This is a genomic window from uncultured Idiomarina sp., from assembly GCF_964010655.1.
GTDB classification, from domain to species: Bacteria; Pseudomonadota; Gammaproteobacteria; order Enterobacterales; family Alteromonadaceae; genus Idiomarina; species Idiomarina baltica.
The window spans coordinates 46,773-62,786 of record NZ_CAXGLS010000005.1 but is presented as its reverse complement, the minus strand read 5'-3'; the positions used below and the strand labels follow the sequence as shown (position 1 = coordinate 62,786).

Sequence of the window (16,014 nt, the reverse complement as noted above, 5' to 3'; positions counted from 1 at the left end):
ATGTTTTTAGATATAATGATAATATCAGTCTTTTCGCCAATGCGCTAGCGGCTCAGGTCGTCCTAGATAGTAACCTTGGAGTTGCTTACAGCCCATTGCCACGAGTCTTTGTTGCTGTGCTTTAGTTTCTACGCCTTCAGCAATAGTTTCTAAGCCTAGGCCATCTGCCAAAGCAATTACTGTCTTAACAATCGCCTCATCACTGCGATCTGACAAGAGATCTTTGACAAAACCTTGGTCAATTTTCAACCGTCTAAGCGGCAATAACTTGAGATAAATCAGAGAGGAATACCCCGTACCGAAGTCATCAAGAGCAAACTGAATACCGATTGACGATATCTCTCTCATCAGTTGAGCAATTCCATCAATATCCTCAATCAATACGCTTTCCGTAACTTCCAGTTCGAGATGACGAGCAAGTCGAGGTTCAGTAGCAACGCGGTGCTGCAGATCGCTTAAGAAATCACTCGCTCTTAACTGGCTTGCGCTCACATTTATCGCCACTATCCAATCATCATGATCAAAGCACGTCGACAGGTTATCCATGTCAGCCATCACTTGGTTCATAACAACAAAATGAAGCTGTGACATTAAGCCATTAGACTCCGCAAGCGGAATAAAATCAGCGGGAGATACTTGCCCATGCTCGTCGTCATACCACCTGAGTAAGGCTTCAAAACCAATACAACGTGCAGGTCCTTCACCGTTATGTAAATATTGGGGTTGGTAATGAAGGGTCAACTGCTCGTGTGTTATTGCGCTTTTTAACGCGTCAAGAAGCAACTGACGCTGATTAAACTCTTGCTGCATATCTTCATTAAAGAATCTAATACACGCTCCACCTGAAACTTTCGCATGCTGAACCGATAAATCAGCGGCTTTCATGGCCTCAATGTAGTCCTTGCAATCGGCCAGGCGAACAACTCCGAAACTAAAAGAGACAAAAAGTTGAGTGTCATCCACTACGAATGGCGCACCGAGTTTAACTTCAAGTTGATTGAGCCACTCATCAAACCCGCTTAGGCGATATTGATGACCCAGCGTTTGGCTCAGGCAATAAAACTCATCGGCTCCTAAGCGACCAACAAATTCCCCAGCGCGGCAGTGAGACCTGATACGTTCACCTACTTGCTTTAATAGTTGGTCACCAATGTCGTGACCGTAACGGTCATTAAATGTCTTAAACTGATCAATATCAATGAACATGAGCCAGTCGGTAGATTTCGAAGAGTGTTTTGAATAACGGTCGGATAAATGCTCGATTAACGTTTGGCGATTGCCTAAATTGGTCAGAGCATCGAACTTCGCAAGCTTATTCACCTGTGATTTTAGCGCCTCGTACTCGGACACGTCGGTAGCGATACCACAAAGACCATTCAAATGTCCGTCAGGTCCGATAAGGGGCACTTTAACCGACCAGAGCAAGCGTTCTTCGCCGGTTTTTGGATCAACATGTTGCTCTTGATACGCGAGCCGTTTGCGTGTGCGAAGAACATGACGGTCCTTTTCAGTTAAAAAGTCTGCCAGCGGTTCTGCAAACAGCTCGTAATCATTGCATCCATAGATTTGCTCGACCGGGATCTGCAATAAATCGGCACAACGTTGGTTTGCGTATTGATATTTAAGATCAAGATCTTTGATAAAGATACAGCCATCAACACTATTGAGAATGACTTCAAGTCGCTTTTCACTCACCGCCAACTGACGTGTTTTGTCAGCGACGCGGCGTGTCAACATACGGTTGAAGATAATAAACCCGACCGTGGATAACAGGAGTGCGGCTATTATGTACCATATCCAGTTGGGTAACTTGATAAAGCTTGCCGTAGGCGCGTACTGATCCAGTATCTGATAGTACGCTGATTTACTATTCGCTTTTAACGATTTGAGTCTGCTGTCTATCACCCTCAGTACATCTCGGTGTTGACCTTTCGGTACAGCGTAGTAAAGCTCAGTCGGCATAAATACGATTGGCGTGCTATCGAGCGCCTTATCCATCACATAGTTGTCACCAAAAAATTGGTTGCTCGCCACCGCATCCACTTCTGCATTTAGTACCTGTTCAAAGCCTTTCTCGAAGCTTTCCACGGGTACTAAGATAAGCGGTGTATCAAACCCCGTGGCGATATCTGTCAAATAGCTTTGCTGAACCGAATCTTCTACGACGGCAATCCGTTTATTTTCGAGATCAAAAATATCGCGAATATTGGCACCCGACCGAGTGTATATTTTTGACCAACTAAGCAACGCGGGTTCACTATGGGTCGAAATGAATTGTTTACGTGAGGGCGTCATCGCCACGTCAGGCAAAATATCAATGTGTCCGGCTTCAAGTAGCGCTAAGCAGTCGGCGAATCGACACCTCACAGGTGTCAATTGCCAGTCCTGTTGCTGACTAATCTGAACGAGTAAGTCACCCAAAATACCTGAGATGTTACCCTCTTCTGTTAGCATAAGCTTGGGCGGATTGTCGTACACCCCAACTTTCAGATGCTTTACGGAATCAGCAAAGACATCACTTGCCGGAACGTATAAACTGAGGCCAATAAGAAACGTAAGTACTCTGCGCAACTGATGGTCCTTTGCTAAAGATTAGGTCGGATGACAACACGCATCTACAGGCAGCGTGCATACTTATTAATCTATATATAACATTCATTAAATAATTATGAAAACCAATCTTATCACTCGACGTGGCTTTGATATGTTGCAACGGGAACTCAACCAACTATGGCGAGTAGAGCGGCGCGAAACTGTGGAAAAAGTGTCGTGGGCGGCAAGCCTTGGCGATCGAAGCGAAAACGCCGATTATAAATACAACAAACAAAAATTACGCCGGATAGACAGTCGTATTCGCTACCTGACAAAACGTCTTGACCAACTCAAAGTGGTTGACTATTCACCTCAACAAGACGGGCAAGTATTTTTTGGCGCATTTGTTGAGATAGAGGACGAGCAAGGTACAATCCGTCGTTTTCAGATCGTTGGTCCGGATGAAATCTATGATTCGAAAGACGTTGTGTCTATCGATGCGCCAATGGCAAGAGCACTTTTAAAAAAACATGTTGATGATGAAGTCACTGTTGTGACCCCGAAAGGCGAACAATGTTGGTTCATCAACAAAATACAATATCATGCCTTTGATGAGTCGTGCGGCGACAATAAAGCCCCGAACTAATAAAGGTCCGTTGGATTGAGAAGTAGAGCACCTTATGGAACGAATTAGTCTGCAAATCGCGCAAGAACTTAATGTGCAACAAAAGCAAATTGCTGCCGTCATCAAATTACTTGATGAAGGCGCGACCATCCCGTTTATTGCGCGTTATCGGAAAGAGCTTACGGGTGGTCTCGACGACACTCAGTTACGCCAAGCGCATCAAAGGTTGAATTACCTAACAGAGCTTGAGGAACGTCGGGGCGTAATCCTTCGATCAGTCGAAGAGCAAGGAAAGCTCAGTAACGATCTGGCGGCAAAAATTAATGCCGCGGAAACCAAAACTGAACTTGAAGACCTGTATTTACCCTACAAACCGAAGCGTCGAACTAAAGGCCAAATTGCGATTGAAGCAGGCCTAGAGCCTCTAGCCGATAAACTTTGGCAGAATCCCGACTTAACGCCCGATGAGACCGCTACCGAGTTTCTTAATGCAGAACACAAAATTAATGACGCGAAAGACGCCTTAGATGGTGCGAGAGCCATTCTGATGGAACGGTTCTCGGAGCAAGCCGAATTGCTAAAGCAGCTCAGAAACCATCTATGGACGCACGCTCATTTGCGCGCGCAAGTGGTTAAAGGCAAAGAGACTGAAGGCAGTAAGTTCAGAGACTATTTTGACTTTACTGAAGCCTTTAACCATATACCATCTCATCGCGCCCTTGCGTTATTTCGCGGACGCAATGAGGGTATCTTACAACTATCGTTAGATCCTGCACCCACGTTGGAAACACAAAAAGATGCTGAGGTTGAGCAGATGATTGCCGATTTTGTCGGCTTTTCTGATCAACGTCGCCCCGCTGATGCTTGGCGTGGTCAAGTCGTACAGTGGACATGGAAGGTCAAACTATCACTCCACTTAGAAACCGAACTCATGGCGCGCGTGCGTGAACAGGCCGAAACCGCGGCGATTCAAGTGTTTGCTAATAACTTAGCGGATCTACTCATGGCAGCACCCGCTGGAGCGAAACGCACCATGGGACTCGACCCAGGCGTTAGAACAGGTATTAAAGTCGCTGTCGTCGATGAAACGGGCAAAGTGCTCGATACAAATACGGTGTTTCCTTTCCAGCCACAAAATCAAAAAGATAAAGCGATACGCACACTTGCTGGGCTATGCAAGCAACACAAAGTCGAACTGATCAGTATAGGTAACGGCACTCACTCTCGTGAGACCGATAGCTTAGTCGCAGAGATGCTAAAAGGGAACGCTGACGTGAAAGCGACTAAAGTGATGGTCAATGAGGCGGGCGCTTCCGTTTATTCTGCCTCCGAACTTGCTGCACAAGAGTTTCCTGAGATGGATGTTGCACTGCGTGGCGCTGTCTCGATCGCCCGCCGTTTACAAGACCCTCTTGCAGAGTTAGTAAAAATAGAGCCCAAATCAATTGGTGTTGGTCAGTATCAACATGACGTGAGCCAAGCTCAACTCGCGCAAAGTCTTGATGCCGTTGTAGAGGACTGCGTAAACGCTGTCGGCGTCGACGTTAACCGTGCTTCAGCAGCGTTGCTGCAACGTGTTGCAGGTCTGTCGAAAACGTTAGCGAAAAATATCGTCGAGTTTCGTGACATGCATGGTGCCTTTTCTTCTCGTAAAATTTTAATGGACGTACCTCGCATGGGTCCTAAAGCGTTCGAACAAAGTGCCGGCTTCATGCGCATAAATGAAGGCGAGCACCTACTCGACGCCTCGGCTGTCCACCCAGAGTCTTATCACATTGTTGAGGCGATGGCTGACAAAGCAGGCATTGCACTTGACCAGCTCGTTGGTAACAAGTCAGCAATAGAGCAACTCGATCTAAATGCCTTTGTCACCGATACCGTGGGCTTACCAACGTTGCGGGATATCGTGCGTGAACTCGAAAAGCCGGGACGCGATCCTCGCCCTGAATTCAAAACAGCACAGTTCAAAGAAGGGGTTGAAAAGGTTTCAGATCTCGAGCCAGGCATGACGTTAGAGGGTGTTGTAACAAATGTCGCTAATTTTGGTGCGTTTGTTGATATCGGTGTGCATCAGGACGGTCTGGTACATATTTCTGCACTTGCTGATACCTTTGTCAGTGATCCACGAGATATCGTCAAAGCGGGTGACATTGTTACCGTGCGCGTCGTCGAGGTCGATATCGATAGAAAACGTATCGGCTTGAGCATGCGTAAGGATGACCAGCCTGCGCCCGTGAAAAAACCGACTTCAAAGAATAAGTCGGGTGCACCTTCTAAGCCGAAGAAAAAGCCTGTCGACAACGCATCCTCCGCAATGGGCAGTGCGTTTGCAGATGCCTTTGCCAAAGCAAAAAAAGGTTAGGCAACAACTTGAAAGCCCGAGCCTACACTCGGGCTCGTTGCTTTCTGATACTTAGCCTCAACCACACGTTGCGTTGTTTCAGACGCTGCAACTGATTTCTCTTCGTCAGAGTCTTTATCTTCTGCCTCTGTACTCGGCTCTGTTTGACGCGACGATTTAGGTTTTGAGTCTTGTTGATTCAATTCCGCGCGTGCTTGAGCCTCTTTTTGTGAAGCCTCAGCCGCAATAGCCCTATCAGCGCTAGACGGTTGTGCAGGTGCAAGTGCAGCACGCCTTACAACCGCCATTTTTTCGATGGTTGCTTGTGGGTTGCCTTCGACGACGCTGACATCAATCTGAACCTCTCCGGCGACAGCGTAGGACTTTCCATTACTGTCGCGCTCGTATTCATAGCTAGGGGCGCCAGCATAACGACCTCCTATGGCCGCATGCGCCTGCTCGTGCACTCGGACTTCTTGGTCTCGTCGCTCCAGTCGCTGCAGTTCTTCAAGCGCCTGAATCTCTTCATGACTTGAGCGTTGATTTACCCCTTGCTGGACATCATCACGCTTACCCTCAGCCTGTGACTCGGTACCATGCTCACCTTGAGTCGGTTCAGGTTGAGTAACCGCGGGACGCTGTTGGTTGTCTCCTGCTAATTGCTCTCTGGCTGGCGGAGATAAAGGAGGAAAAGATGGCAGTGCAGGTGAGATATTCAAAAAATGATCACACCTTAGTGTCTATCATTGTACCCAACATTTCATCAGCGGTTTGCACACTTTTCGTGTTGGCTTCAAAGCTTTGCTGCCCTTGCTTTAGCGAGACGAGGGCATCGGTTGCCGTATTGGCGGGGACACTATTAAGTGTTTCACTCGCGGTTTCCGAACCAGACGCTACATCTGCAGCACTCTGTTGCCACCGCTGATTCGTTTGTTGGGGATCGGCAAGTTCAGCGCTTGCTTCAGTCACTTGCTGACTTGAACGTTGCATGCCTTGCATGCCAGCTGAAAGTACGTTGCTAATTTCCATGAGCACTCCTCGAAAAAACCCAAGCAGTGCTCATTATTGTTTACTTTTTGCTCAATATCAAGCGTAACGCTTTATTTCTGATAATAACGAACGCCAATGACGCTGTTGCTCATCAAGATTCTGTTTAAGCTCATCAATACGATCTTGTAAGCCGTCAAAATGTACCTGCTCTTTCAGTTGCTTAGCTTTAGCATCTAGCAACTTTTTGCGAGTTTGATAATACTCGCGTAAACAGGTCGCCATTTGCTGATAATGCTCGTGTGCGCTATCAATCAACACTTGAGGCGCCGACTTCGCCTTTTTCGACGCTCGCGTCAGCTGCATCGTCAATTTCGCCCGCTCAATCTGATACCCCGACGTACGCTTCAAGTCACTCGTCAGCTTCGCGTAGGATAACCCACGAATCAACCACTTGGTTGGGTCGAATTGATACCAACGGATGCCATTTCGATAATCTGCCGAAAAAATATGATGATAGTTATGATAACCCTCGCCAAAGGTCAAGAAGGCGAGCACACCATTATCGCGCGCAGTATTTTTATCAGTATACGGTTGCGAGCCCCAAATGTGGGCAAGCGAATTAATAAAGAACGTCGTATGGTGATTCAGTACAAGACGCAATACGCCGACAACCAATAAGCCACCTAGCACATCACCCACCATCCAGCCAAATAATAGTGGCCAACCAAAGTTAGTGAGTAAGGTGAGTGACAGATAGTGCTTGTGTTGCCACATGACAATCGGATCTTCTTGTAAATCTTTAACGTTGTTGTAATCACTATAGCGACTGGCTTGATACTCACGTAGCATCCAGCCAATGTGCGAATACCAAAAACCACGTTTCGCTGAGTAGGGGTCTTTGTCATTATCGTCGACATGTGTGTGGTGTACACGATGGTCACTCGACCAGTGCAGCACACTATTTTGCAACGCAACGGCACCACCAATTGCGAACAGGAAACGCACAATAGGGTGCGCTTTATAGGCCTTGTGGGACCATAAGCGGTGATAACCGGCGGTGATCGAGATGCCTGCAAAACAGGCGGTTCCTATCATTGCCCACCAAAGACTGGAATCAATGCCATGTACATAGGCATAAACAGGTACACCGATCGCTGCAATAGCGAAGGTGATTGCGAACACCCAAACGTTTAACCAGATGATTGGGGGTTTTGCATTAATCGAATTCATTCGTAACTCACATTTAGTTAATTCTTACCACGCCAAGCATTTTTTGATCCTTTTGACTGATCAGCTAACACTTGTACGCTGAATTCTACTTCTTTAATAAAAAAACTCAAGCGATGATTGTCTTTAAAGCTATGTTATTATCTTGAATCAGATATAAAGCACAGTTTTGGAAAAAATTTTGGCAAAATCTCAATCGATTGGTGTGCGCGCGCAACAAAAAGAGAAAACAAGGCGTGCTCTCATTAACGCAGCGATGAATCAATTAAGCGCGGAAACTGGTTTTTCGAGTCTGAGTTTGCGTGAGGTTGCACGCGAAGCCGGTATCGCACCGACCTCATTTTATCGGCATTTCCGTAACATGGATGAGCTCGGACTCACTCTGGTCGACGAGTGTGGCTTGACTCTTCGACAACTGCTCCGACAAGCGCGACAACGTATTGATAAGGGTGGCTCGATTATTCGTGTTTCAATCGAGACCTTCATGCAGTTTGTAGCTGATAATACGGCTATTTTTCGACTGCTATTACAAGAGCGAACAGGTCGCTCCCGCGAGTTCCGTAAGGCAGTTGAGCGTGAACTAGAACACTTCAAAGCTGAACTTATCGAGTATTTACGCGATGAACAGGGCTTCAACGCTGCGCTCGCCGATCTGCAATCGGATGCAATCGTAAAAATCGTATTTAGTGCAGGCGCTGACTGTTTCGACGTCGATAATACACAACGCTTACGAATAGCGGAGCAAACAATACAACAAGTGCGTCTTGTCGCTCGCGGTGCAGAAGCCACTCGACGTGCTAGAGTAGAATAAATTACAACAACCTTAACTGGAGAACACCATGATAGCGAGAACGCTCGGAGTTGTCAGCTTGCTTGGCTTAGCCGTCACTGGCCAAGCTCGCGATATGACACTAATGGAAACCGTGACTGCACAATCAGTTGTCGATGTTAATTTGTCACCTAACGGTCAATTCACGGCTATTACCAAATATTACCCTGCGCGCCCGTATACCGATAAAGAAGACAGCGGTAAAACTGAGTTAGTTATTCGCACCGCGAACGGCAAAGAAACGGTTTATTTAAGCAAAGAAGAGTCTTTTTCTGACGTTGAGTTCGGTCCTAACAGCGAATATATTTATTTTACCGCTAAGCGAGATGGCGATGATTACAGCGAACTCTATCGTATCCCGCTCGCAGGTGGTGGCGTCCAATCTGTTTACGAATTCGATGGTTCAATCACAGCCTATGATTTAAGTTCAGATGGCCAGTCATTGATTTTTCTATCAACGGGTAGTCGCGATAAGGACGCCAAAAAAGAGGCTGAGTACGGTTTCAAAGCAGAAGTCTATGAAGAGGATCTTACCTTCCGTCATTTATACCAAGTCGACTTGAGCCAAGCCGATGCAGAAGCCAAGCAAGTGACGGCTGATGATGTTCAGGTCATCTCTGCTCAATGGAGTCCAAACGACGAACAACTGCTGGTGCGTACTGCACCCACGCCGTTGATTGATGACTACTACATGAGCAGTCAGTACCACATCATGTCTTCAAAGGGTGAGACTGTTGCGAGTATTCCTACTGAAGGAAAGCTGGGCAAAGCTGAATTTTCACCAAACGGTCAGTATGTTGCATTGATCAGTGCCGCTGATTACAACGACCCATCAGCCAGCGTACTCAAGGTATACAATACGCAAAACGCTACCATCCGTCGTGTATTACCCGATTACCAAGGTTCAATTCAAGACTTTACCTGGCGTACTGAGCAGGAGTTAGTTTGGCTAGGTCACCGGGGCACCGAATCAGAAGTCAAAGCCTTAACCCTGCAGTTCCTGGAGAATCGCGACTTGATTGACGCGGGTGAAGCGATCTTTACCGGTTTAGACGGCTCTGCTGGCGTGGATAAAATTGTGTTACGAGGCAACCGCCCTGCCCATCCGAATGAAGCATTTGAGTTGACCTCGCGTGGTTTAGACCGTTTAACCGTTTCTAATCCATGGTTAGAAGAAGTGACGATGCCTAAGCAGGAAACGATCACTTATAAAGCACGCGATGGTCTTGAGCTCGAAGGAATCCTTGTTTATCCAACTGACTATCAAGAAGGTGAAAAATACCCTTTGATTATGGTTATTCATGGAGGTCCTGAGTCACATTATTCTAATGGCTGGCTGGATCGTTATTCATCGCCGGTGAAACATGCTGCCGCACAAGGCTATGCGTTATTCTTCCCTAATTACCGTGGCAGCACAGGCCGTGGTGTTGAGTTCTCTAAACTCAGCCAAAATGACTACGCAGGAAAAGAGTTTGACGATATTGTTGATGGCAAGCAGCATCTGGTCGATATGGGTCTAGCTGACGAGACTCGCGTTGGGATAACGGGTGGCTCTTACGGTGGTTATGCTTCGGCTTGGGGCGCGACCGCTCAAACTGAACACTTTGCCGCAAGCGTTATGTTTGTTGGTATCAGCGATAACCTCTCTAAGTTTGGTACGACCGATATTGCCAAAGAAATGAACGCGGTACACGCTCGCAGCTATCCGTGGGACAAATGGCAGTGGTACCTCGAGCGTTCACCCATTTATCATGCGGAAAAAGCGCGCACGCCTATCCTTATTATGCACGGTAAGGAAGACACCCGTGTGCATCCTTCGCAGTCAATGGAGCTTTATCGTTACCTTAAGACGCATGGCAATGTGCCCGTCCGCTTGGTGTTATACCCAGGAGAAGGACATGGTAACCGTCATATGGCGGCGCAACTCGATTACAGTATTCGTCTGATGCGTTGGATGGACTCATTCTTAGTCGAGCAAGCAGAAGAAAAGCCACCTTTTGCTATCGACCATATTAAGCAAATCAAGTAAGTCTTGAGTCTCATAAAAGACGCCGCATTCTGCGGCGTCTTTTTAGTTTAAGTATTAACCTCGTATAGCATTCCAAATATCTTTCCAACTGGGCTCTTTACCATAGAATTGTATTCCCATCGTAAACAAACGATTCGCAACGTTCCGCATCCAGATAAGACTGACCACTAACAACGCTAAACTGAGGCCTATTTGCCACCACGCTACATCAGTTTGTGCCAAACGCGCGGGCATCATCATGAATGATGAAACGGGTAAAATACTCATAATTTGTGCGAGCGTACCGTCTGGACTATCGACAACGCTGAAACTTAGGAATATCGGCAATAACGGGATAAGCATAAATGAGCTACGTGATGAATGGTTGGGATCATCAATCGTGGCCGAGAAACCTGCCAGCATTGCATTAATCATCAGTAAGCCGAGCAACACAAACACAAACGATGCGATCACAACAAAGGGATCAAAAGTAAAACTTATGGAACCCTCGCTACTAAAGCTTGCAGCAAGCAGTGCTATAGCGCCAAAGAATAAACCAATGAATACCATCGCCTTCAAACTGTGTAAGGTGATCCCAACAATTTTCCCATCCATCCACTCGCGTGGCGAAATAATCGTTAGTAGTTGCTCAGTCACTCGCTGCTGTTTCTCCGCCGTAATCGACATCATCATCAAACCAAAACCGGTAAATACGCCGACAGAGATGCCAATACCTAAGAACATTCCCAGCTCGCTACTCCCTTCGTCATCAGTTGCCGACTCATCAACGTCGACTTGCGCAATATCAAGCGTTACTTCGGGTTTAGAGTCAAGGACTCTGCGCTGTTCATCGGTAAGCTCTAATCCGGCAACGCGTAACGTTTGTAAGTAGTTTTGTAGTGAGTTGGTTAAATCGCTCTGCCAGTCGTCGCGTTTATGTACGCGCAGTGTCGCTGTGTTATCAGGATGCACGATCACCACGACATCGAGCGTTTCCGGTAGCTGCGACTTCCACTTCTCAACCTCCATCGAACCGGCGTCACGCAGAGTAATATCTTTAGGTGCTTCATAGCCGCCGGGATCCGCGCGTTGTTCAAAGTAAATAGCGCCATTATATTGCTCTTCAAATACTGCGCTGATAGCTCCCCAGCCTGTACTCACTGCCATAATGACAACCAGTAAGCCTATCGAAATGAGCTCCTGCTTCCATTTAAAAAAGCGGCGGAATTCCCACCATGCGATTTTCGATACTTTGCTACTAAGCAGACTCATGCTGAACATCCTTTGATTTGTTATTGTTTTGCTCAATGGTGTTGAGATACAACTCATGCAATCCAAGCTGTAGCGGTGAGAAGCTGCGCATGGGTACATGCTGATTTAACTCAGGCCATAAATGCTGAACATCAACATAAGGGTCCACCGTCACATGCGCTAGATCGGTGTCGACCACAGACACATCAACGATTGCCTCGTGCTGACCCCATTGGTTGCGAGCCACTTCAGCGTCACATTCGATACGATAAACCCGCTGAGGCTGAAGTTTGGCGCGAATTTCCGCCAACGTACCCTGCGCTAGTGCGCGACCATGTGACATTAACAACATCTTATCCGCAAGACGTTCCACTAATGCCATTTGATGAGCACTCAGTAATACCGTTTTCCCCCTTTGCTTCAAATCGGTTAACACATTCATCACATGTTCTTGGTTGACCGGGTCAAGACCTGAAAATGGCTCATCTAAAATGACCAAATCGGGATCGTGTATCAATGTCGCGATCAACTGAACTTTTTGTTGGTTACCTTTAGAAAGCTGTCGCATGGGCTCCTTTTTGCGTTCAGTAAGGTCAAAGTAATCCAACCATTGGTCAATGCGCTGCTGCGCCAATGATTTATCCAGACCTCGTAGTTCGGCAATAAAACCCAGATTATCCACAATCGTTCGATCTTGATATAACCCTCGGTCTTCGGGTAGATAAGCAAAGTCCTCAGGGCTGAGCTGAGGACGAGGACCGCTAGCATCGGAAATTTCAATACTGCCCTCGTCAGCTTGGGTCAAACCCACCAACATACGCACTAAAGATGATTTGCCGGCGCCGTTGGGTCCGAGCAATGCGTATATTTCACCTGAGTTGACCGTAAGCGATATATTGTCAACCGCGGTGACGGTTTTATAACGCTTGGTTAGGTTTGTTATTTGTATATTCATGATTCTCGCAGCGTTTAGATAAATGTAAAAATTAAGTAACCAATTGAGTATATATTACAGAGCAAAAAAAACCCGCAACAGCCGTTGCGGGTTTTTATTTTGTTTCAATTTGTAAGTTGCGTGTTTACTTAACACTCGGTCCTGCAGCGACTAACGCTTTGCCGTTTTCTGTATCAGTGAACTTCTCAAAGTTCGCTACAAAACGCTGCGCGAGATCTTTCGCTTTTAAGTTCCAGTCTTCTGCATCCTCGTAAGTATTACGTGGATCGAGGATAGCGCTATCTTCAACACCCGCCAATTCAGTTGGCATAGCCAAGTTGAAGTATGGCAACTCATGGAATTCAGCATCTTCAATTGAGCCGTCGAGAATGGCATCGATGATCGCGCGCGTCGCTTTAATCGAGATACGTTTACCAGTACCATTCCAGCCGGTATTTACCAAATATGCCTCGGCGCCAGCTGCTTCCATACGTTTTACTAATACTTCAGCGTATTGGGTAGGATGCAATGTCAAAAAAGCCGCGCCAAAACAGCTTGAAAACGTTGGCGTAGGTTCCGTAACACCACGTTCAGTACCCGCCAATTTAGCCGTAAAGCCCGATAAAAAGTGATACTGCGCCTGCTCTTTAGTGAGTTTCGATACTGGCGGCAACACGCCAAACGCATCGGCAGTTAGGAAAATCACTTTCTTCGCGTGGCCCGCTTTTGAAACAGGTTTAACGATATTATCGATGTGATAAATAGGATAAGAAACGCGCGTATTCTCGGTTTTGCTATTGTCATCAAAATCAACGCTGCCATCTTCGCGCACGGTCACGTTTTCTAATAACGCATCGCGACGAATGGCATTATAAATATCAGGTTCCGCTTCTTTCGACAGGTTGATCGTTTTCGCATAACAACCGCCTTCGAAGTTAAATACGCCATCGTCATCCCAACCGTGCTCATCATCACCGATAAGGGCGCGCTTTGGATCGGTCGACAATGTTGTTTTGCCCGTTCCCGATAAACCGAAGAACACTGCCACATCACCGTCTTTGCCCACGTTAGCCGAGCAGTGCATAGAGGCCATGCCTTGTAGCGGCAAGAAGTAGTTCATCATCGAGAACATACCTTTCTTCATCTCACCGCCATACCATGTACCGCCGATTAACTGAATTTTTTCGGTCAGGTTAAACGCCACGAAATTTTCTGAGTTGAGACCTTGCTCTTGCCAATCTGGATTAATGCATTTTGCTCCGTTCATCACCACAAAGTCAGGCTCAAACGTTTCTAACTCTTCGCCTGAAGGACGGATAAACATATTCTTCACAAAATGCGCTTGCCACGCCACCTCAGTAATAAAGCGCACCGCTAAGCGTGTATCTTCATTAGCACCACAATACGTATCAACGACGAACAAACGCTTGTTTGATAGCTGGTTAGTCACTAATCCTTTTAAGTGGGTCCAAGTTTCTTGTGACATCGCCTTGTTGTCATTTTTGCCTTGATCTGCCCACCATACAGTGTCCCGTGTCGTGTCATCTTTAACGATGTATTTATCTTTTGGTGAACGACCGGTAAAGATACCCGTGTCGACTGCAACGGCACCGAGCTTGGTCACGGTTCCTTTTTCAAAACCATGCAGGTCATTGCGAGTTTCTTCCTCAAATAACACATCATAAGAGGGGTTATGAACAACTTCTTGGACATCATTGATGCCGTAGCGGCTCAGATCCAAATTTGGCATGACAAGGGCTCCTGAGATACGGTCTTGCATTAAACGAACGTTACTTCTTGCGGCACACGCATTAATCCCTTTACGCACTCGCCACAAGCATAAAATTTGGTCGCGAATGTTACCTTTAATTGACAAAAAAAGATAGGGCAAAATTTTCTCAGTCCGTTAGAATGCCCCCTCTTTTACTTAATATTTAACTAAAGTTGTTTTGTCCTTATGCGTGACTCATTTAAGTCAAGAATCGGATTTGTGCTGGCAGCAGCAGGATCGGCTGTTGGTTTAGGTAACATTTGGGGGTTTCCAACCCAGGTTGCTAACCATGGTGGCGGCGCTTTTTTGCTGGTTTATTTGTGTGTGATTTTTGTCCTTGCTATTCCCGCGCTTTATAGCGAAATGCTGATTGGTCATCATGCCCAAGCCAACCCTGTTCGCTCGCTCAAACAACTTAGCGAAGGACGCATGCGCCCTGTTGGTGGGACGATGGGACTACTCAACGTCATTGGCTCATGTTTAATGTTAAGTTTCTATCACATCGTTGCCGGTTGGATGTTAGTTCACGCACTAGGCTATCTTGCCACAGCCATGGGCTTGTCAGGCGTTGCTGAATTTTTACTTACCGGCAGCATGGTACGCGATTTAGTTTTTACTTCGGTGTTTTTGGTTCTCACCGCATCCGTCGTACTTAAAGGTGTCGAACAAGGTATCGAACTCTGGTCAAAACGCTTGATGCCGCTTCTGGTTGTTCTATTAGTCGGGCTCATCGTTTACATAGCCAGTTTACCGGGTGCGGGTGAAGGTTTTAAAACCTATCTGATCCCAGAGGTTGAACAATTCACTGATCCCGATATCTATATCGCCGCCATGGGTCAGGCATTCTTCTCTTTATCGATTGGCTTGGGTGGCATGATGATTTACGGATCGTATTTGCGCCCCGGAGCACAGTTGGGTCGTTTAAGTTTATCTGTAGCCGCGTTAGATACGTTGGTCGCATTTTTAGCAGGCTTGCTGATTATTCCTGCATTATTTGTGGCTATTAAATTGGGCGTTTCCGTTGAACAAGGTAACCAGTTTATTGGTGAGGGACAGCTGATATTCGCTGTTTTACCGGAGCTGTTCGGCAGTATGGGCTTTGCCGGTTTATGGGTTGGCTTTGGCTTCTTTATTTTACTCAGCATCGCGGCACTCACATCGACTATGGCTCAGGCTGAGGTGCCCGTCTCTTATTTATTAGAAGAGCACGACTTACCTCGCCCAGTCGCCGTTGCCATTGCCATGCTCGTAATCGCGTTGCTCGCACTATCCTTGGTGCTTTGGTTTGAGCCGCTGTTTGGCTGGGTAGTTACCGCTGTAACCCAATTCCAATTACCGCTGTCGGGATTGTTTTACTTGCTGGTTGTTGGGTGGTTCTGGAAACGTAGTAACCATGTTACAGCGCTGGCAGCGCAGGGCTTGCGCTACCGATTACTACGTTGGCACTTACGGTATATTTGCCCAGTCTTAATGGGGCTGGTTTTTTACCAAAGCGCGATTGCTTAG

12 protein-coding genes are annotated in these 16,014 nt (G+C 46.8%); 5 read left to right on the top strand and 7 right to left on the bottom strand.

Going from position 1 to position 16,014, the window contains the following annotated elements; genetic code table 11:
- Positions 1 to 24 precede the first annotated feature (24 nt).
- Complete coding sequence (locus ABNS04_RS02790; protein ID WP_272978268.1) at positions 25 to 2,571, bottom strand: EAL domain-containing protein; 2,547 nt, start codon at positions 2,569 to 2,571, stop codon at positions 25 to 27.
- A 97-nt stretch (positions 2,572 to 2,668) separates the two neighbouring features.
- Between ABNS04_RS02790 and greB the strand changes: the two genes are divergently transcribed.
- Positions 2,669 to 3,178 (top strand): transcription elongation factor GreB, encoded by a 510-nt coding sequence (gene greB, locus ABNS04_RS02785; RefSeq protein WP_006953819.1) that lies wholly within the window; start codon positions 2,669 to 2,671, stop codon positions 3,176 to 3,178.
- A 34-nt stretch (positions 3,179 to 3,212) separates the two neighbouring features.
- Positions 3,213 to 5,519: a Tex family protein gene (locus ABNS04_RS02780; RefSeq protein ID WP_272978269.1), complete on the top strand. Its 2,307-nt coding sequence runs from the start codon at positions 3,213 to 3,215 to the stop codon at positions 5,517 to 5,519.
- Here ABNS04_RS02780 and ABNS04_RS02775 read toward each other — a convergent pair.
- The 3 genes from ABNS04_RS02775 to ABNS04_RS02765 are packed head-to-tail and all read right to left on the bottom strand — an operon-like array spanning position 5,516 to position 7,718.
- Positions 5,516 to 6,217, bottom strand: coding sequence for a putative metalloprotease CJM1_0395 family protein (locus ABNS04_RS02775; protein ID WP_272978270.1), 702 nt, complete (start codon positions 6,215 to 6,217; stop codon positions 5,516 to 5,518). The genes ABNS04_RS02780 and ABNS04_RS02775 overlap by 4 nt on opposite strands.
- A gap of 7 nt (positions 6,218 to 6,224) precedes the next feature.
- The gene (locus ABNS04_RS02770; protein ID WP_006953822.1) at positions 6,225 to 6,527 is read right to left on the bottom strand and encodes a flagellar basal body rod C-terminal domain-containing protein; all 303 of its coding nucleotides are present in this window, start codon (positions 6,525 to 6,527) and stop codon (positions 6,225 to 6,227) included.
- Positions 6,528 to 6,584: 57 nt separating this feature from the next.
- Complete coding sequence (locus tag ABNS04_RS02765; RefSeq protein WP_272978271.1) at positions 6,585 to 7,718, bottom strand: fatty acid desaturase; 1,134 nt, start codon at positions 7,716 to 7,718, stop codon at positions 6,585 to 6,587.
- A 178-nt stretch (positions 7,719 to 7,896) separates the two neighbouring features.
- Here ABNS04_RS02765 and fabR point away from each other — a divergent pair, with 178 nt between their 5' ends.
- Together fabR and ABNS04_RS02755 are read left to right on the top strand one after the other, a co-directional pair.
- Positions 7,897 to 8,526 carry an HTH-type transcriptional repressor FabR gene (gene fabR / locus ABNS04_RS02760; protein WP_348671179.1) on the top strand — a complete coding sequence of 210 codons (630 nt, stop codon included), beginning with the start codon at positions 7,897 to 7,899 and terminating at the stop codon, positions 8,524 to 8,526.
- A 28-nt stretch (positions 8,527 to 8,554) separates the two neighbouring features.
- Positions 8,555 to 10,573 (top strand): S9 family peptidase, encoded by a 2,019-nt coding sequence (locus ABNS04_RS02755; protein WP_272978272.1) that lies wholly within the window; start codon positions 8,555 to 8,557, stop codon positions 10,571 to 10,573.
- A 54-nt stretch (positions 10,574 to 10,627) separates the two neighbouring features.
- On the opposite strand, the gene ABNS04_RS02750 is transcribed toward ABNS04_RS02755, so the two are convergent.
- The 3 genes from ABNS04_RS02750 to pckA form a co-directional block, all read right to left on the bottom strand.
- Positions 10,628 to 11,824: an ABC transporter permease gene (locus ABNS04_RS02750; protein ID WP_272978273.1), complete on the bottom strand. Its 1,197-nt coding sequence runs from the start codon at positions 11,822 to 11,824 to the stop codon at positions 10,628 to 10,630.
- Complete coding sequence (locus ABNS04_RS02745) at positions 11,811 to 12,758, bottom strand: ATP-binding cassette domain-containing protein (RefSeq protein ID WP_272978274.1); 948 nt, start codon at positions 12,756 to 12,758, stop codon at positions 11,811 to 11,813. The genes ABNS04_RS02750 and ABNS04_RS02745 overlap by 14 nt, the downstream gene beginning before the upstream one ends.
- A 124-nt stretch (positions 12,759 to 12,882) precedes the next feature.
- Positions 12,883 to 14,487, bottom strand: coding sequence for a phosphoenolpyruvate carboxykinase (ATP) (pckA, locus tag ABNS04_RS02740; protein ID WP_272978275.1), 1,605 nt, complete (start codon positions 14,485 to 14,487; stop codon positions 12,883 to 12,885).
- Positions 14,488 to 14,694: 207 nt separating this feature from the next.
- On the opposite strand from pckA, the gene ABNS04_RS02735 reads away from it, so the two are divergent.
- Complete coding sequence (locus tag ABNS04_RS02735) at positions 14,695 to 16,014, top strand: sodium-dependent transporter (RefSeq protein WP_272978276.1); 1,320 nt, start codon at positions 14,695 to 14,697, stop codon at positions 16,012 to 16,014.